Genomic DNA, 16,798 nt, shown 5'->3' with positions numbered 1-16,798 from the left:
GGCCCGGCCCCCGGTGGGGCGGCCGGGCCGTCGGCAGGCTCAGCGCTCGACCTGGTCGGCCTCCCGGGCGACCTTCTTGTTCTTGGCGATGCTCGCGAGCACCGTGACCGTGAGGACGCCGATGATCCACAGGAGCGAGACGGCGATGCCCGGCTCGGGCAGGCCGTGCCACTCCTCGCCGCCGTTGATGAAGCCGAGCTCGTTGGTGTGCAGGGCGTGGATGATGAGCTTGATCCCGATGAAGCCGAGGATCGCCGCCAGCCCGTAGTGGAGGTAGACGAGCTTCTCGAGGAGCCCGTCGATGAGGAAGTACAGCTGCCGCAGGCCGAGGAGCGAGAACGCGTTCGCCGCGAAGACGAGGTACGGCTCCTGGGTGAGACCGAAGATCGCGGGGATGGAGTCGACCGCGAAGAGGATGTCCGCGCTGCCGATGGCGAGGATCGCGAGGAGCATCGGGGTGATCATCCGCTTGCCGTCGATCTTGGTGACGAGCTTGCCCCCGACGTAGTCCTCGGTGACCGGCACGAAGCGGCGCACGAGGCGGACGAAGCCGTTCTCCTGGTACTCGTCGTCCTCCGAGACCGTCTCCACACCCTGCCGCGCCTGGGAGATGGCCGTCCAGACGAGGAAGGCACCGAAGAGGTAGAAGACCCAGGAGAAGTTGTCGATCGCCGCGGAGCCGAGGGCGATGAAGACGCCGCGCAGCACGATGGCGATGACGATGCCGGCCAGCAGCACCTCCTGCTGGTAGTTCCGTGGGACACGGAAGGCCGCGATGATGATGACGAAGACGAAGAGGTTGTCGACCGACAGGCTCTTCTCGGTGATGTAGCCGGCGAAGTACTCCCCGCCGTACGTCGATCCCCAGACGAACCAGACGATGACGCCGAAGACGAGCGCCATGGCGACGTAGGCGACCGACCACCAGGCGGCCTCCCGCAGCGTCGGTGCGTGGGGGGTCTTGACGTGGCCGATGATGTCGACCGTGATCATGACGAGGATGATGCCGATGAGGGCGATCCAGCCGAGTGCGTGGACGTCCACTGCGCCTCCGGTACGTAGGTTCGGGTACCGGAGGTCTCTTCCGCGCACGTGGTGGCGATGGCTCCGCCGTCGTGCGCCGGTGGCACCGAGCGGGCACTGACCCGCTGTGATGACGACACCACCGTTGGGGAATACTCCCCTCCGCCGGACGACCTTACGACATGTCGGGCACCCCGGCACCCAGCCGCCCGGTGAGTGGCGTCACTGAGCCGCCTGCATCTGGCGCAGCTCCTTCTTGAGGTCGCCGATCTCGTCACGCAGCCGGGCCGCGAGCTCGAACTGGAGCTCCTCCGCCGCGCCGCGCATCTGCTGGTCGAGCTGGTGGATGAGGTCGGCGAGGTCGCTCGCGGCGGCGGTGCCCAGGCGGTCACGCAGGGCCGAGCCGGTGACCTGCTTGTCCTTGGAGCTGGGGCCCTTGCCCGCCTTGCGGTAGCCGCCCTCGAGGAGCTCGGCGGTGTCGATCGACTCGCGCGCGAGCATGTCGGTGACGTCCGCGATCCGCTTGCGCAGCGGGGTCGGGTCGATGCCGTGCTCCTCGTTGTAGGCGACCTGCTTCTCGCGGCGCCGGGTGGTCTCCTCGATGGCCTCGGCCATCGCGGCCGTGATCGAGTCGGCGTACATGTGGACCTCGCCGGAGACGTTGCGGGCCGCGCGGCCGATCGTCTGGATGAGGGAGGTCGCCGAGCGGAGGAAGCCCTGCTTGTCGGCGTCGAGGATCGCGACGAGGGACACCTCGGGGAGGTCGAGCCCCTCGCGCAGGAGGTTGATGCCGACGAGGACGTCGACGACGCCCAGGCGCAGCTCACGCAGCAGCTCCACCCGGCGCAGGGTGTCCACCTCGGAGTGGAGGTACTGCACCTTGACGCCCCGCTCGAGGAGGTAGTCGGTGAGGTCCTCGGCCATCTTCTTCGTCAGCGTCGTCACGAGGACGCGCTCGTCGCGCTCGGTGCGCGCGCGGATCTCCCCGAGGAGGTCGTCGATCTGCCCCTGGGTGGGCTTGACGACGACCTGCGGGTCGACGAGGCCGGTGGGGCGGATGATCTGCTCGACGACGCCGTCGGACTGGGACAGCTCGTAGGCACCGGGCGTGGCGGAGAGGTAGACGGTCTGACCGATGCGCTCGAGGAACTCCTCCCACCGCAGCGGCCGGTTGTCCATGGCGCTGGGCAGCCGGAAGCCGTGCTCGACGAGCGTGCGCTTGCGGGACATGTCGCCCTCGTACATGGCACCGATCTGCGGGACCGTCACGTGCGACTCGTCGATGACGAGGAGGAAGTCCTCCGGGAAGTAGTCGAGGAGCGTGTGCGGTGCGGTGCCCGGACCGCGGCCGTCGATGTGCCGGGAGTAGTTCTCGATCCCGGAGCACGTACCGATCTGGCGCATCATCTCGATGTCGTAGGTGGTGCGCATGCGCAGCCGCTGCGCCTCGAGGAGCTTGTTCTGGGACTCGAGCTCCTCCAGCCGCTCGGCGAGCTCCTGCTCGATGGTCGCGATGGCGCGCTCCATCCGCTCGGGGCCGGCGACGTAGTGGCTGGCCGGGAAGAGGTGGATCGACTCCTCGCGCCGGACGACCTCCCCGGTGAGTGGGTGCAGGGTGTAGAGCGCGTCGATCTCGTCACCGAACATCTCGATGCGGATCGCCAGCTCCTCGTACACCGGGATGATCTCGATCGTGTCCCCCCGGACGCGGAAGGTGCCGCGGGTGAAGGCGAGGTCGTTGCGGGTGTACTGCATCTGGACGAAGCGGCGCAGGAGGTCGTCACGCTCCATGGTGTCGCCGACCTTGAGCTGGACCATCCGGTCGACGTACTCCTGCGGCGTGCCCAGGCCGTAGATGCACGAGACGGACGCGACGACGACGACGTCCCGCCGGGTGAGGAGGTTGTTCGTCGCCGAGTGGCGCAGACGCTCGACCTCGTCGTTGATCGAGGAGTCCTTCTCGATGAAGGTGTCCGTGCTCGGGACGTAGGCCTCGGGCTGGTAGTAGTCGTAGTAGGAGACGAAGTACTCGACGGCGTTGTTGGGCAGCAGCTCGCGGAACTCGGTGGCGAGCTGCGCCGCGAGGGTCTTGTTCGGTGCCATGACGAGGGTGGGGCGCTGCACCTGCTCGACGAGCCACGCCGTCGTGGCCGACTTGCCGGTACCGGTGGCACCGAGGAGGACGATGTCCTTCTCCCCCGCCCTCAGGCGCTCGGCGAGCTCGGCGATGGCCGTGGGCTGGTCGCCGGAGGGGGTGTACTCCGAGACGACCTCGATCGGCGCGACGGACCGCTGCAGGTCGGTGACGGGACGCATGGCATTACGGTACGTCGGGCCACCGACATCGGCGGGGCGACTTCGCGAGGGGCGGACGCGCTCAGCGGGCGCGCAGCACCTGGCGCCAGCTCGCCACCGCCGTGCCGCCCGCGAGCAGCAGCCACAGCAGGGCGGACAGGTGCGGGGAGCCCCATCTCCACCCCTCCTCGAGGGTGTAGCCGACCAGCAGCGCCGCGGGGACGACGGACAGGGCGCTGAAGAACCAGGCTCGCCGCCGGGCGGCGACCGGCTCGTCCGCCGGGAAGCGGGCGGCGTACTCGGCGGCCGGCCCGAACTCGGCAGCGACAGGGGTGCCGGCGTCCTGCGCGTGGGCACGGGTCTCCGCGAGGATCTGCTCCACCCGGCGGTCGGTCATGTCACCGCGCTGCCGCAGCGTGGCTCCGAGCTCCGCGAACCAGGCGGCGTCGCCCGGTTCCGCCACCGCGGTCCGGGGCGCCGGCGCGGGCCACAGGCGCGCGAGGAGGACGCAGAGGGCGACGTGCACGGCCGCGGAGACGAGGAGCCACAGCGAGCTGGCCTCGACGACGACGGCGTCCCTGGTGCCGAGGAAGAAGAGGGCGAGGACCACTGCGGCCGGGACGAGGACGAGGCCGGCGGCCACCACCGCGGCGCGCTGGGAGCGCGCCCGCCCGACACGCTCGTAGACCGCGCGGACGAGCTGCCCCGCTGTCGCGAGGAGGAGCGGGGCGAGGAGGAGCGGCCACGTGTAGGTCTGGCGCCACTCCCGCTGGAGGAGGGAGACGACGAGGATGAGGACGGCGATCCAGGCCGCGCCGAGGAGGCTCGCCATCGCGAGCTCCCGCGCCGGCGTCGCCCGGGGCGGCTCGGTCACCGGCTCGCCGTCCTCGCGCTGCTCGCGGACCCACTCGACCGGCTCACCGAAGAGGTCCGCGGGCGACTCCCCGGTCGCTGCGACCTGCTCGCGGGCCGCGGTGAGCGCGCGCCGGGCGAGGTCGGGACGCACGTCCTCGAGGACGAGCCGGGCGGCCGCGGTGCGCGCCCACTCGACGTCGTCGGGCACACCGCGGGCGGTGAGGAAGTCGTCGGCAAGGTCGAGAACTCTGTCAGCCATGGTGGTCCTCCCGGAGGCGGGGTCGACTCAGTGCGTCGGTGAGGGCAGCCCAGGCCGCGCGCTCCTGCGCGAGGCGTTCGGCTCCCCCGGCGGTGAGGGCATAGGTGCGGCGGCCCGGGCCGCTCTCCCCCTGGTCCCAGGAGGCCGTGACCGCCCCGTCCGCCTCGAGCGCGCTCAGCAGCGGGTAGAGCGAGCCGCCGCGCGGACGGCCCAGACCCTGGGCGGCGAGCCGCTGGGCGATGGCGTAGCCGTGCAGGGCACCGTCCTCCAGCGAGGCGAGCACCGCCGTCGGGAGCGCGGCGCGCACCCACGGGGCGGGCCAGCGGGACTCGGATGCGTCGGTCACGTTCCTAAGTACAGCACGTACCTAGGTACACCCACAAGACCTACCGCCGTCGCGCCTCGGGGAGGAGCCGTTCCTCCCACAGCCGGCGCACCTGCGCGAGCAGCTCCTCGGGGCTGCCGGAGTTGTCGAGCCAGACGTCGGCGACGGCCCGCCGCTCGGCGTCGGTGGCCTGGGCACCGATCCGGGCGAGCGCGTCCTCGCGCGACATGCCCCGGTCGCGGACCAGCCGTTCCAGGCGCACGTCCTCGTCGGCACCGACGACGGCGACGAGGTCGTAGCGGTCGGCCAGCCCGCGCTCGACGATGAGGGGGACGTCGTGCACGACGACGGCTCCCGGCGGCAGGTCCACCACCCGGCGCGCCGTCTCGGCGGCGATGAGCGGGTGGGTGATCTCCTCGAGGCGGGCACGCGCGGCCGGGTCGGCGAAGACGACGCGCCCGAGCGCCGCGCGGTCGAGGGCGCCGTCCGCGGTGAGGACCTCCTCCCCGAACTCCGCGACGACCGCCGCCAGCCCGGTGGTGCCGGTCGCGACGACCTCGCGAGCGATCGCGTCGGCGTCGACGACGACGGCGCCGAGCCGCTCGAGCTCGCGGGCCACCGTCGACTTGCCGGCACCGATGCCTCCGGTGAGGCCGAGACGGAGCACCTCAGTCCTCCCTGCCGCCGGGGACGACGACGTCCACCGGGTCGGCGAGCACGGTGTCGAGCACGAGGCCCAGGGCGGTGACGACGTCGGCGACGGGCACGACGTCGGCGGCAGGCACGTGGACGAAGCCGGCGGGCACGCCCTCGGGCACCGCCGCCAGTGCGGCGTACATGACGGCGTTGCACACGTAGGAACCGGCGGAGAGGGACAGCTCGGCCGGCAGGCCGGCGGCCCGCACGGCAGCGAGGGCCGCCTTGACGGGCAGCGTCGCGGGGCGGGCGAGCGGCTCGCCCGGCAGGACGGGGACGTCGACCGGCTGGGCGCCGTCGACGTCGGGGATGCGCGCGTCGCAGAGGTTGAGGGCCACGCGCTCGAGGGAGATCCTGTCCCGCCCGGCGGCGAGCCCGACGCCGAGGACGACGGCGGGCCGGTGCTCGGCGACGAGCGCAGCGACGCGCTCGGTCGCGCGGGCGAAGGAGACGGGCAGGGTCTCGGTGACGACCGTGACGCCGTCGGGCGCCGACCACTCGCGGGCGAGGGCGTCGACGGCGAGGGCGGAGGGGTTGTCCGCGTGGTCGGAGAAGGGGCCGAAGCCGGTGACGAGGACGGTAGGCACCGGCCGAGCCTAACGAAGACAGGCCAGCGGCCCGCCACCCTCTCGGGTGACGGGCCGCTGGGTGCTCAGGTCAGTTACCGGTGAGCTTCTCACGAAGCGCGGCGAGCGCCTCGTCAGAGGCCAGCGTGCCTGCCGCCTCGACCGGGGCCGAGGTGTAGGACGTGGCCGAACCGGCGCCGGCGGAGGAGCTGCTGGAGCTGGAGCTCGAGCTGGAGCTCGTGGTGGTCGACGCCTCGACGTCGGCCTCCATCGCAGCGGCGACCTGCTGCTTGTGGGCCTCCCAGCGGGAGTGGGCCTCGGCGTACTGAGCCTCCCAGGCCTCGCGCTGGGTGTCGTAGCCCTCGAGCCACTCGTTGGTCTCCGGGTCGAAGCCCTCGGGGTACTTGTAGTTCCCCTGCTCGTCGTACTCCGCGGCCATGCCGTAGAGCGACGGGTCGAAGTCGTCGCTGCTCGGGTCGACGCCCTCGTTGGCCTGCTTGAGGGACAGCGAGATCCGGCGACGCTCGAGGTCGATGTCGATGACCTTGACGAAGACCTCGTCACCGACCTTCGCGACCTGCTCGGGCACCTCGACGTGGCGCACGGCCAGCTCGGAGATGTGGACGAGGCCCTCGATGCCGTCCTCGACACGCACGAAGGCGCCGAAGGGGACGAGCTTGGTGACCTTTCCGGGGACGACCTGCCCGATCGCGTGGGTGCGGGCGAAGGCCTGCCACGGGTCCTCCTGCGTCGCCTTGAGCGACAGGGAGACACGCTCGCGGTCCATGTCGACGTCGAGGACCTCGACGGTGACCTCCTGGCCGACCTCGACGATCTCGCTCGGGTGGTCGATGTGCTTCCAGGACAGCTCGGAGACGTGGACGAGACCGTCGACGCCGCCGAGGTCGACGAACGCACCGAAGTTGACGATCGAGGACACGACGCCCTGGCGGACCTGGCCCTTCTGCAGGGTCTGCAGGAAGGTGGAGCGGACCTCGGACTGGGTCTGCTCGAGCCACGCACGACGCGAGAGCACGACGTTGTTGCGGTTCTTGTCGAGCTCGATGATCTTGGCCTCGAGCTCCTTGCCCACGTAGGGCTGCAGGTCGCGCACGCGGCGCATCTCGACCAGCGAGGCGGGGAGGAAGCCACGGAGGCCGATGTCGAGGATGAGGCCACCCTTGACGACCTCGATGACGGTGCCGGTGACGACGCCGTCCTCCTCCTTGATCTTCTCGATCGTGCCCCAGGCCCGCTCGTACTGCGCGCGCTTCTTGGACAGGAGAAGCCGGCCCTCCTTGTCCTCCTTCTGGAGGACGAGCGCCTCGATCTGGTCACCGACGGAGACGACCTCGTCGGGGTCGACGTCGTGCTTGATCGACAGCTCGCGGGAGAGGATGACGCCCTCGGTCTTGTAACCGATGTCGAGGAGGACCTCGTCCCGGTCGACCTTGACGACGGTGCCCTCGACGATGTCTCCATCGTTGAAGTACTTGATGGTCTCGTCGATAGCGGCGAGGAGCTCCTCGGCCGACCCGATGTCGTTGATCGCGACCTGCGGGGCAGTCGGCTGAGTGGGCGTAGTGATGGTCATTGAGTTACGGACTCCGATGCGGACAGGGAATAGTGCGGATATGGGTTGTCGGCTCGCACACCGCGCGACCCACCACACGCCCAGCGGAGCTCCGTCCACCAAGGTGTCGCCAGCCGCGAGCACACGTCACCTCGGGTGATCCTACTCGTCCCGACCGGCGGGGACAAGAATCGCTCAGGCCAGCGCGTTGGCCACCCGGATGAGCTCCTCCGGGACCGGCTTGGCCTTCCCCGCGACCTCCTCGAGGGGCACGAGGACGACCTCCTCGCCGCGCAGCGCCGTCATGACGCTCGTGCGGCCCTGCTGGAGGGCGTCGACGGCGGCGACGCCGAAGCGGGAGCCGAGGATGCGGTCCGAGGGCAGCGGCGTGCCGCCGCGCTGGACGTGGCCGAGGACGGTGACCCGCGTGTCGAACCCGGTGCGCGCGGCGATCTCCTCGGCCACCCGCTCGCTGATGGCTCCGGAGACGATCTCGCCGAACTTGCCGTACTTCGTCTCCCACTCCATCGAGCTGCCCTGGGCCGGGACGGCACCCTCGGCGACGACGACGATCGAGAAGGAGGCGTGGGCCCGGTGCCGGTGCTTGAGGTAGCGGGTGACCCTGTCGATGTCGAAGGGCTCCTCGGGGGTGAGGACGACCTCCGCGCCGCCGGCGATCCCGGCCTGGACGGCGATCCACCCCGCGGAGCGGCCCATGAGCTCGATGACCATGACGCGGTTGTGGCTCTCCGCGGTCGTGTGGATGCGGTCGATGGCCTCGGTGGCGATGTGGACGGCCGTGTCGAAACCGATCGAGCGGTCCGTGCCGGCGACGTCGTTGTCGATCGTCTTGGGGATCGCGACGATCTTGGTGCCCGTCTCCTCGGCGACCTTGCTCGCCGCGTGGAGGGTGCCGTCACCGCCGATGCAGATCAGTGCCTCGATCCGTTCCGCCTCGAGGGTGGCGCGGACCGCGTCGAGGCCGCCGTCGGCGGAGTGCGGGTGGTAGCGGGCGGTGCCGAGCAGCGTGCCACCGGTGTCGAGGACGCCGCGGATGTCGTGACGCGTGAGCGGCATGACGTCGCCCTCGGCGACGCCCTTCCACCCGTTGCGGAAGCCGATGATCGAGTGCCCGTACTCCCCCAGCCCGCGCTTGACGACCGCCCGGATCGCCGCGTTGAGGCCGGGGCAGTCACCGCCGCCGGTGAGCAGACCGATTCGCACGTGTGGGCTCCTGGGTGTGGGGGTGGGGATGGCGCGGGGCGCCGGGACCACCGTCAACCCTAACGACTACCGCCGGGCGTGCTCACCGCCGAAGGTCCCCGGTGGGTGACGAAGATGGCGGTCCCGGGCACGTAGCGGCCCCGGTGCGGACCCCACCCGCCCCACACCTGGAGGTTGTCCTCCTCCCACTCCGGCTCAACGACGTCGTCGACGACGAGGCCCGCGGCCGTCACCTCCCGGACGTGGTCCCCCAGCGTGCGGTGGTACTCGGCGTAGAGCGGCGCGCCGGCGTCGTCGGTCTCGACGTACGGGGTGCGGTCGAAGTACGAGCGCAGCACCCGCATGCCGCCGGACGTGGGGTCGTCGGGGAAGACCCAGCGCACGGGGTGAACGACGGCGAACACCCAGCGGCCGCCCGGGCGCAGCACGCGGGCGACCTCGGCGTGGATGCGGGCCGCGTCCGGGACGAAGGCGATCGCGCCGAAGGAGGTGAAGGCGAGGTCGACGCTGGCGTCCGCCAGGGGCAGGGCGCGGGCGTCGGCGACGACGGCGGGCACGCGGCTGCCGGTGCGCCGGTCGAGCTCGGCGGAGGCGGCGACCATGCCGGGGGCGATGTCGGTGGCGAGCACCTCGGCGCCCCGCCCGGCGAGCCAGCGCGAGCACTGGGCGGCGCCGGCGCCGACCTCGAGCACCCGCAGGCCGCTGACATCCCCGAGGAGGCCGGCCTCCTCCTCGCGCAGCCCCTCCGGGCACCAGCGGAAGTCGGCGTCGCCGAGGAAGGCGCCGTGCTCGTCGAGGTACTCGGCGGCGTTCTCGCTCCACCACCGGCCGTTCGCGCGCGCCGCGGCGGCCGCGTCGACCTCCCAGAAGCCCACCCCGCTCATGCCCGTGTCATCCCGGTCACCGCCGGCCCTCAGTGGGCGGCCTCGTGCCAGGAGCGGCCGTGGCCGACGGAGACGTCGAGGGGGACCTGGAGCTCGGCGGCGGCGGCCATCCGCTCCCGGACGAGCGCCTCGACGGTCTCCTCCTCCCCCGGCGCGACCTCGAGGACGAGCTCGTCGTGGACCTGGAGCAGCAGGCGCGAGCTGAGGCCGGCGGCGTGGAGGCCCCGCTCGACCTCGACCATCGCGACCTTGATGATGTCGGCGGCGCTGCCCTGGATCGGCGCGTTGAGCGCCATCCGCTCGGCCATGTCGCGGCGCTGGCGGTTGTCGCTCGTGAGGTCGGGCAGGTAGCGCCGCCGGCCCATGATCGTCTCGGTGTACCCGGTGCGGCGCGCCTCGTCGACCACCCCGGCGAGGTAGTCGCGCACCCCGCCGAAGCGCTCGAAGTAGTCGTCCATGAGCGTGCGCGCCTCACCGACCTCGATGCGCAGCTGGCGCGAGAGCCCGAAGGCGGACAGGCCGTACGCCAGGCCGTAGCTCATCGCCTTGATCTTCGCCCGCATCGCGCTCGTCACCTGGTCGGTGGGCACCTCGAAGACGCGCGAGCCGACGTAGGAGTGGAGGTCCTCCCCGCTGCGGAAGGCGTCGATGAGGCCGGGGTCCCCCGAGAGGTGCGCCATGATGCGCATCTCGATCTGGGAGTAGTCCGCGGTGAGCAGGGTGGCGAAGCCCTCGCCGACGACGAAGCCGCGGCGGATCCGCTGGCCCTCCTCGGTGCGCACCGGGATGTTCTGGAGGTTGGGGTCGGTCGAGCTGAGCCGGCCGGTGGCCGCGATCGTCTGGTGGAAGGTCGTGTGGATGCGGCCGTCCGGGGCGACCGAGCGGAGGAGCCCCTCGACCGTCTGCCGCAGCCGGATCGCGTCACGGTGGGCGAGCAGGTGGGCGAGGAAGGGGTGCTCGGTCTTGGCGAAGAGGTCGGCCAGGGCGTCGGCGTCGGTCGTGTAGCCGGTCTTGGTCTTCTTCGTCTTCGGCATCTCCAGCTCGGTGAAGAGCACCTCCTGGAGCTGCTTCGGGGAGGAGAGGTTGACCTCGTGACCGATGACGCCGTACGCGGCGGCGGCCGCGTCCTCGACGGCGTTGCCGAAGCGGTCCTCGAGCTCGCGGAGGTACTCGAGGTCCGCCGCGATCCCGGCGCGCTCCATGCGGGTGAGGGCCCCGAGGACGGGCAGCTCGAGGTCGGCGAGGAGGTGGCCGGCGCCGCGGTCCTCGAGCTCGCCCTGGAGGACGGTGGTGAGGTCACGGACGGCGACGGCGCGCACCCCGGCCTGCCGCCCGGCGGCGGAGTCGTCCAGGACGAGCATGCCCTGGCCGCCGGCGTCCTCCTCGGCGACGAGCTCGCGGCGCAGGTGGCGCAGCGTGAGGTCGGCGAGGTCGTAGCGGCGCTGGTCGGGGCGGCACAGGTAGGCGGCCACGGCGGTGTCGAAGGCGATGCCCTCGAGGGTGAGGCCGCGCCCCGACAGGGCGTGGGCCGCCGCCTTGGCGTCGTGGAGGGTCTTCGGTGCGGCGGGGTCGGCGAGCCACGCCGCGAGGACGGCGTCGTCCTCCGGCGTGATCGAGGTGAGGTCGAGCGTGGCGGCGGACGTGGCGTCGTCGGCGAGGGCCAGTGCCCACGCGTCCCCGGTCCCCTGAGCGGAGGTCCCGGTGACCTCGAGTCCCAGCAGCCGGCCGCGGCGCGCCTCCAGCCAGCCGGCGAGCTCCCCCGGCCCCAGGGCGGTGACGTCGACCTCGACGCCCTGGTCGGCCGCGGGGGCCGCCTCGGCCGGCAGGCTGGCGAAGAGCCGCTCGCGCAGGACGGCGAACTCGAGGGCGTCGAAGACCGAATGGACGGCCTCGCGGTCCACCGCCTTGCGGCTGAGGTCGTCCACCTTGACCGGGAGCTCGACGTCGGTGAGGAGGCGGTTGAGCTTGCGGTTGAGGGCCACCTGCTCGAGGTTGTCGCGCAGCGACTGCCCGGCCTTGCCGGTCACCTCCTCGGCACGCGCGAGGATGCCCTCGAGGCCGTCGTAGGCGCCGATCCACTTGGCGGCCGTCTTCGGTCCCACGCCGGGCACGCCGGGGAGGTTGTCGCTCGTCTCACCGACGAGGGCGGCGAGGTCCGGGTAGCGCTCGGGCGGCACGCCGTACTTGTCGAGCACGGCCTGCGGGGTCATCCGGGCGAGCGAGGAGACGCCCTTGACCGGGTAGAGGACGGTGACGTCCTCCCGGACGAGCTGGAAGGTGTCGCGGTCACCGGAGATGACGAGCACGTCCAGGCCGTCCGCCGCGCCCTGCGTGGCGAGCGTGGCGATGATGTCGTCCGCCTCGAAGCCCTCCTTGGTGAGGTGCGGGATGCCCATGGCGTCGAGCACCTCGACGATGAGGGCGACCTGCCCGCGGAAGGGCTCGGGGGTCGCGTCGCGGGTGGCCTTGTACTCGCTGTACTGCTCGGTGCGGAAGGTGGTGCGCCCGGCGTCGAAGGCGACGGCGATGTGCGTGGGCTCCTCCGCGGCCAGCAGGTTGATCAGCATCGACGTGAAGCCGAAGACGGCGTTGGTCGGCTGGCCGGTCGTCGTCGAGAAGTTCTCCACGGGCAGTGCGTAGAAGGCGCGGAAGGCCATGGAGTGGCCGTCGACGACGAGGAGGCGGGGGCGGTCGGTGCTCGTGCTCACGCCCCCAACCCTAAGTGGCGGCACCGACACCGCGCTCCAGCGGCGAGCCGGAGGGCGCCCGGGGGCGTGGCAGGCTGGGCCCATGACGAGCACCGACCCCGACCTCCTCGCGCGCCTCCAGGACTCCGTCGGCAGCCTGGGCACGCTCACCGAGCGCCTCGGCATCGAGTTCCTCACCGCGAGCCCGGAGCACGTCTCGGCGCGGATGCCGGTGGAGGGCAACACGCAGGTCGTCGGCCTGCTCCACGGCGGTGCGTCGGCTGCTCTGGCCGAGACGGTCGGCTCCGTGGCGGCGACGCTCCACGCCGGGGCGGGCCGGGGCGCGGTCGGCGTCGACCTCAGCGCCACGCACCACCGCGCGGTCCGCTCCGGCTTCGTCACCGCCGTCGCCACGCCGCTGCACCTGGGCGGGCGGCTGGCGACCTACGACGTCACCATCACCGACGAGGACGGGCGGCGCGTGTGCACCGCCCGTCTCACGTGCATGCTCGTCGACCGCACGTAGGCGGCCGACGGCGACTACTTGGCGCCGACCTGGTCGATGACGGCGTCGGCGACCTCACGCATGGTGAGGCGGCGGTCCATCGAGGTCTTCTGGATCCAGCGGAACGCCTCGGGCTCGGTGAGCCCCATCTTCGTCATGAGGAGGCCCTTGGCGCGGTCGACGCGCTTGCGGGTCTCGAAGCGCTCGTTGAGGTCGGCGATCTCCGACTCGAGGGAGCTGATCTCCTGGAAGCGCGAGATGGCGATCTCGAGCGCCGGCAGGAGGTCCGCCGTCGTGAAGGGCTTGACGACGTAGGCCATCGCACCGGCGTCACGGGCCCGCTCGACGAGCTCGGCCTGGGAAAAGGCGGTGAGCATGACGACGGCGCAGGTGCGGTCGGCCATGATCTTCTCGGCCGCCGAGATGCCGTCCATCCCGGGCATCTTGACGTCCATGACGACGACGTCGGGCTCGAGCTCGGTGACGAGCCGCACCGCGGTCTCCCCGTCCGGCGCCTCACCGACGACGTCGAAGCCGGCCTCCTTGAGGGTCTCGACGATGTCGAGACGGATCAGCGTCTCGTCCTCGGCGACGACGACGCGGCGCGCGTCCCCCTCGGGAGCCTTCGGCACGTCCTCGCGGACGGGCAGGACGATGTCATCGGCAGTGGCAGCCTCGACCGGGCCGGCCTCGTTGTTCTCACTCACGGCGACAACACTACTCGCCCGCCCGCCTCGACTGCCCGGCGGCACCCCGACGGATCAGTGATCCTCCGCATCTTCTCCACACTCGGGCCGGGTTGGGCCGTGGGAGACGCGCCCGCTAGGGTGACGGTGCGCTCGCCCCGGTAGCCCAATTGGCAGAGGCGGTTGACTCAAAATCAGCACAGTGCGGGTTCGAGTCCCGCCCGGGGCACCGATGCGCGTGGGGCTCAGACCTTGCCCTTGAGCAGGCGCCGGTAGTAGACGACCGGCTCGACGTAGCGGTCGAAGAACCACAGCGGCCGGCGCGGGACCGTGAGGTCGACCGCGCTGATGCTCGGCGCGGGCGTGCCGTGACGGTCGAACTCGGCGAGGAGCAGCCGGCGACGGTCCACGGTGATCGGGATGACCGTGTAGCCGTCGTAGCGCTGGAGCGGCCGGCCGGTGCGCGCTGCCTGAACGTTGTCGGCGAGGATCGCCACCTGGCGGCGCAGCGCTCCGCCGGAGGGCCGGGTGCCGGTGTCGGCGACGTCGCCCAGGCTCCACAGGCGCGGGACGCTGCGGTGCGCGAGGGTCTCCGGGTCGACGTCGACGAGCCCGGCGGGGTGCTCCCCCGCGAAGGGCCGCACCCACTCGGGTGCCCGGTAGTGCGGGACCACCGAGGCCCAGCTGACGTCGTCGAGGTCCCGCGTGCCGTTGTCGCTCGCGACCGTGACGGTCCGGCCGCGGGCGTCGACGCCCGCGACGGTCGCCCGGTGGTGGACGGTGACGCCGAAGCGCTCGAGCGCCGGCTCGAGGTGGCGGTCGACGAAGGGCAGGTCGAGGACGGCGTCGTAGGGCGTGACGAGGTGGACGTCGATGCTGCCGAGGACGCCGCGGGCGCGCCAGAGGTCGCAGGCGAGGAAGAGCGGCTTGAGGGCGGTCCCGCCCGCCGGTGCCGGCTCGGGCGGGACGGTGAACACGACGCGTCCGCTCTCGGTCCCGCGGATCGCGTCCCACGTGGCCTCGACCGTGTCGCGCAGGTAGGAGGTGCGTGACCAGCCGAGGTCCATGGCCTCGCCGAGGCCCGGGGTCGCCGCGATGTCGGGCTCGAGGCCGGGGGCGAGCACGAGGTCCGTGTAGCCCAGCCGGGTGCCGGACGCGAGCGTCACCTCACGCGCGTCGGCGTCCACGGACACCGCGGGGCTCGCCTCCCAGGTGCAGCCCTCGGGGAGGACGTCCCGCATCGGCCGGGTGAGCCGGTCGAAGGGCGCCTGACCACCCGCGACGAAGTTGAGCAGCGGGCGGTAGAGGTGGTCCTGGTCGGGCGTGACGACGCAGACGTCGGGGCACCCGAGCCGGCGCAGGCGTGCCGCCAGGGAGATGCCGGCGTTGCCTCCGCCGACGACGACGACGTCGTGCTGCCTGGTCATGGGTGCTCCTGTCCTCGGGTGCTGAGGGGGGCCGGGTCACCCGCAGGTGGCCCGGTCCGGTCCATCGCTGGTGGGCGGCCCTACTCGCGGTGCAGCTTGTCCTGCACGGTGCCGGCGATCTTCTCGACGGCGTTCGGCAGGTCGGTGGTGCCGTAGAGCCGCGCGTCCGGGCGGGTGGGCGGCGGCATGGGCGCCGACGTCGTCGGGCCGTCGTGGTACGTGTGCTCACCCTTGCCGTCGATCGACGGGCCCGAGGCCCAGCTGCCGTCCTTGGCGTGCTCACCGTCGGAGAAGTTGAGGTACTGGTAGGACACCTCGGTGTGCTCCTTCTTCTGCGGGAAGTTGCTGGGGGTCGGCAGCTCCTCCAGACCGTCGGCCTTGAGCTCCTCGACCGCGCGCAGCCACTGGTTCTGGTGCATCGTGTCGCGCGCCAGGAGGAAGGCGAGCATGTCCCGCACACCGGAGTCGTCGGTCATGTGGTAGAGCCGGGCGACCTGGACGCGGCCCTGCATCTCGGCGTTCGCGTTGGCCGTGAAGTCGGCGAGGAGGTTGCCGCTCGCGGTGATGTACGAGCCCTGCCAGGGGTTGCCGTTCGAGTCCACGGGCCGGGCGCCGGCTCCCGCGACGATGGCGTGCTGGACGTCGGTCCCGCCGATGACCGCGGCGACGGTCGGGTCGGACTGGACGGCGTCCGCGGTGATCCCGAGCGGGGACTTCTCGAGGAGCTGGGCGATCATGACGGCGAGCATCTCGACGTGGCCGAACTCCTCGGCGCCGATGCCGAACACGAGGTCGCGGTACTTGCCCGGGATGTGCATGTTCCAGCCCTGGAAGGCGTACTGCATCGCGACGCTGATCTCACCGTACTGACCGCCGAGCACCTCCTGGAGCTTGCGGGCGTACACGGCGTCCGGCTTGTCGGGAGTGGCTTTGAACTGCAGCTCTTGCTTGTGGAAGAACATCCTGCCTCCTCATGAGTCGCCCGGTCGGCGGTGTGAGCCTGGTCATGGCCTGCCCACTATCACGCCGTCGTGGGCGTCACGCACCCTGACGGGGACGCCAGCGCGACGGCGGGGACCACTGCCGCGAGCGGACGTAGGACGGGTCGCGCGCGAGCCGCACCCACGGGTACTGGCTCACGCCCGCGGGCAGGTGGCGGACGGGGTCGAAGCGCAGCGGCGGGTCCGGGTCGGGGCGCACCGGCCGGGTGGTCGCGACGAGGCGGCCCACGGGCTCCCAGGGGCCGCTGCCGCGGGCCGCGGCCAGCAGCCACGTCCGGGCGGCCGCGCCGGACGCGACCGGGGTGAGGCGCAGGAGGAGCGGGCCGGTGGGCGTGCGGACCGGGAGGAGCGTTGTCATCGGGCGGCGCTCGGTGAGCCGCGGGAGCAGGACGAAGCGCGTGAGGGGCCCGACGCCGGTGGTCGACAGGAGCAGGTCGACCCTTCCCGTCGGCTCCTCCAGGCGCAGCGCCAGCCCTCGGACGTCGGGCAGGGGCGGTGGCAGCCCCGCGGCACGGGAGACGCGGACGACCCCGTGGTGCTCGCCCGCCTCGTCGAGGAGCGGGACCTGCCACGGGCGCTCGGCGCCCCATACCGTGAGGACCGCCTCGTGGACGGTGCCGCGCGGGTGCAGCGGCTTGCCGCGCCGCACCCGGCCGAAGGCGCCTAGCGCGACGCCGGCGAGCTGTCCGCCCGCCGCGGCGGCCGCCCGTGCGACGGTGGCGGGGACGGGGCTGGGGACTCGTGGTGCCATCGGCCCAGGATCGACGTCCCGGCCGCGGCGCGCACCCGCAC

General features: G+C 72.1%; 15 protein-coding genes and 1 tRNA gene. 2 read left to right on the top strand and 14 right to left on the bottom strand.

From position 1 onward, the window contains the following. Window positions 1-39: 39 nt before the first annotated feature. The 10 genes from H9624_RS03030 to polA form a co-directional block, all read right to left on the bottom strand. The gene (locus H9624_RS03030; RefSeq protein WP_307784915.1) at window positions 40-1,044 is read right to left on the bottom strand and encodes a TerC family protein; all 1,005 of its coding nucleotides are present in this window, start codon (window positions 1,042-1,044) and stop codon (window positions 40-42) included. A gap of 201 nt (window positions 1,045-1,245) precedes the next feature. Then, window positions 1,246-3,339 (bottom strand): excinuclease ABC subunit UvrB, encoded by a 2,094-nt coding sequence (gene uvrB, locus H9624_RS03025; protein WP_251838416.1) that lies wholly within the window; start codon window positions 3,337-3,339, stop codon window positions 1,246-1,248. 61 nt (window positions 3,340-3,400) lie between these two features. Further along, window positions 3,401-4,432 carry a hypothetical protein gene (locus H9624_RS03020; RefSeq protein WP_251838415.1) on the bottom strand — a complete coding sequence of 344 codons (1,032 nt, stop codon included), beginning with the start codon at window positions 4,430-4,432 and terminating at the stop codon, window positions 3,401-3,403. Next, complete coding sequence (locus tag H9624_RS03015; RefSeq protein WP_251838414.1) at window positions 4,425-4,778, bottom strand: PadR family transcriptional regulator; 354 nt, start codon at window positions 4,776-4,778, stop codon at window positions 4,425-4,427. Before H9624_RS03015 ends, H9624_RS03020 begins: the two co-directional genes overlap by 8 nt. A 40-nt stretch (window positions 4,779-4,818) precedes the next feature. Next, on the bottom strand, window positions 4,819-5,424 hold the full coding sequence (gene coaE / locus H9624_RS03010; protein WP_251838413.1) for a dephospho-CoA kinase: 606 nt from the start codon (window positions 5,422-5,424) through the stop codon (window positions 4,819-4,821). Window position 5,425: 1 nt separating this feature from the next. Next, complete coding sequence (locus H9624_RS03005) at window positions 5,426-6,040, bottom strand: pyroglutamyl-peptidase I (protein ID WP_251838412.1); 615 nt, start codon at window positions 6,038-6,040, stop codon at window positions 5,426-5,428. A 70-nt stretch (window positions 6,041-6,110) separates the two neighbouring features. Then, window positions 6,111-7,613 carry a 30S ribosomal protein S1 gene (rpsA, locus tag H9624_RS03000; RefSeq protein WP_251838411.1) on the bottom strand — a complete coding sequence of 501 codons (1,503 nt, stop codon included), beginning with the start codon at window positions 7,611-7,613 and terminating at the stop codon, window positions 6,111-6,113. 174 nt (window positions 7,614-7,787) lie between these two features. Further along, window positions 7,788-8,816, bottom strand: coding sequence for a 6-phosphofructokinase (locus tag H9624_RS02995; RefSeq protein ID WP_251838410.1), 1,029 nt, complete (start codon window positions 8,814-8,816; stop codon window positions 7,788-7,790). 59 nt (window positions 8,817-8,875) lie between these two features. Beyond that, entirely contained in the window at window positions 8,876-9,700 is an 825-nt protein-coding gene (locus tag H9624_RS02990) for a class I SAM-dependent methyltransferase (RefSeq protein WP_251838409.1), read from the bottom strand. A gap of 29 nt (window positions 9,701-9,729) precedes the next feature. Then, window positions 9,730-12,492, bottom strand: coding sequence for a DNA polymerase I (gene polA, locus H9624_RS02985; protein ID WP_504740229.1), 2,763 nt, complete (start codon window positions 12,490-12,492; stop codon window positions 9,730-9,732). Here polA and H9624_RS02980 point away from each other — a divergent pair. Then, the gene (locus tag H9624_RS02980; RefSeq protein WP_251838408.1) at window positions 12,491-12,913 is read left to right on the top strand and encodes a PaaI family thioesterase; all 423 of its coding nucleotides are present in this window, start codon (window positions 12,491-12,493) and stop codon (window positions 12,911-12,913) included. The two genes, polA and H9624_RS02980, sit on opposite strands and share 2 nt — an antisense overlap. A gap of 14 nt (window positions 12,914-12,927) precedes the next feature. Here the strand turns inward: H9624_RS02980 and H9624_RS02975 are convergent, their stop codons facing one another. Continuing rightward, window positions 12,928-13,548, bottom strand: coding sequence for an ANTAR domain-containing response regulator (locus tag H9624_RS02975; RefSeq protein WP_251303383.1), 621 nt, complete (start codon window positions 13,546-13,548; stop codon window positions 12,928-12,930). A 185-nt stretch (window positions 13,549-13,733) separates the two neighbouring features. Between H9624_RS02975 and H9624_RS02970 the strand changes: the two genes are divergently transcribed. Next, window positions 13,734-13,807, top strand: a tRNA-Leu gene (locus H9624_RS02970). 16 nt (window positions 13,808-13,823) lie between these two features. On the opposite strand, the gene H9624_RS02965 is transcribed toward H9624_RS02970, so the two are convergent. From H9624_RS02965 to H9624_RS02955, 3 genes are all read right to left on the bottom strand, one after another. Continuing rightward, on the bottom strand, window positions 13,824-15,005 hold the full coding sequence (locus H9624_RS02965; protein WP_251838407.1) for an FAD-dependent oxidoreductase: 1,182 nt from the start codon (window positions 15,003-15,005) through the stop codon (window positions 13,824-13,826). 80 nt (window positions 15,006-15,085) lie between these two features. Next, window positions 15,086-15,967, bottom strand: a complete 882-nt coding sequence (locus H9624_RS02960) for a manganese catalase (protein ID WP_251838406.1) — start codon at window positions 15,965-15,967, stop codon at window positions 15,086-15,088. A gap of 76 nt (window positions 15,968-16,043) precedes the next feature. Next, window positions 16,044-16,757 (bottom strand): hypothetical protein, encoded by a 714-nt coding sequence (locus H9624_RS02955; protein ID WP_251838405.1) that lies wholly within the window; start codon window positions 16,755-16,757, stop codon window positions 16,044-16,046. Between the last annotated feature and the right edge of the window lie 41 nt (window positions 16,758-16,798).

Origin of the sequence: Oceanitalea stevensii (assembly GCF_014837105.1) — a bacterium.
Classification (GTDB): domain Bacteria; phylum Actinomycetota; class Actinomycetes; order Actinomycetales; family Actinomycetaceae; genus Oceanitalea; species Oceanitalea stevensii.
Note: the sequence above shows the minus strand (reverse complement) of the source record. Positions and strands in the feature narration are given on the sequence as shown.

Bases quoted from the DNA above. Each gene is read 5' to 3' on its own strand.
- uvrB (WP_251838416.1), bottom strand. From the start codon at position 3,339: ATGCGTCCCGTCACCGACCTGCAGCGGTCCGTCGCGCCGATCGAGGTC.
- H9624_RS03020 (WP_251838415.1), bottom strand. From the start codon at position 4,432: ATGGCTGACAGAGTTCTCGACCTTGCCGACGACTTCCTCACCGCCCGC.
- rpsA (WP_251838411.1), bottom strand. From the start codon at position 7,613: ATGACCATCACTACGCCCACTCAGCCGACTGCCCCGCAGGTCGCGATC.
- H9624_RS02990 (WP_251838409.1), bottom strand. From the start codon at position 9,700: ATGAGCGGGGTGGGCTTCTGGGAGGTCGACGCGGCCGCCGCGGCGCGC.
- H9624_RS02980 (WP_251838408.1), top strand. From the start codon at position 12,491: ATGACGAGCACCGACCCCGACCTCCTCGCGCGCCTCCAGGACTCCGTC.
- polA (WP_504740229.1), bottom strand. From the start codon at position 12,492: ATGGGCCCAGCCTGCCACGCCCCCGGGCGCCCTCCGGCTCGCCGCTGG.
- H9624_RS02965 (WP_251838407.1), bottom strand. From the start codon at position 15,005: ATGACCAGGCAGCACGACGTCGTCGTCGTCGGCGGAGGCAACGCCGGC.
- H9624_RS02960 (WP_251838406.1), bottom strand. From the start codon at position 15,967: ATGTTCTTCCACAAGCAAGAGCTGCAGTTCAAAGCCACTCCCGACAAG.
- H9624_RS02955 (WP_251838405.1), bottom strand. From the start codon at position 16,757: ATGGCACCACGAGTCCCCAGCCCCGTCCCCGCCACCGTCGCACGGGCG.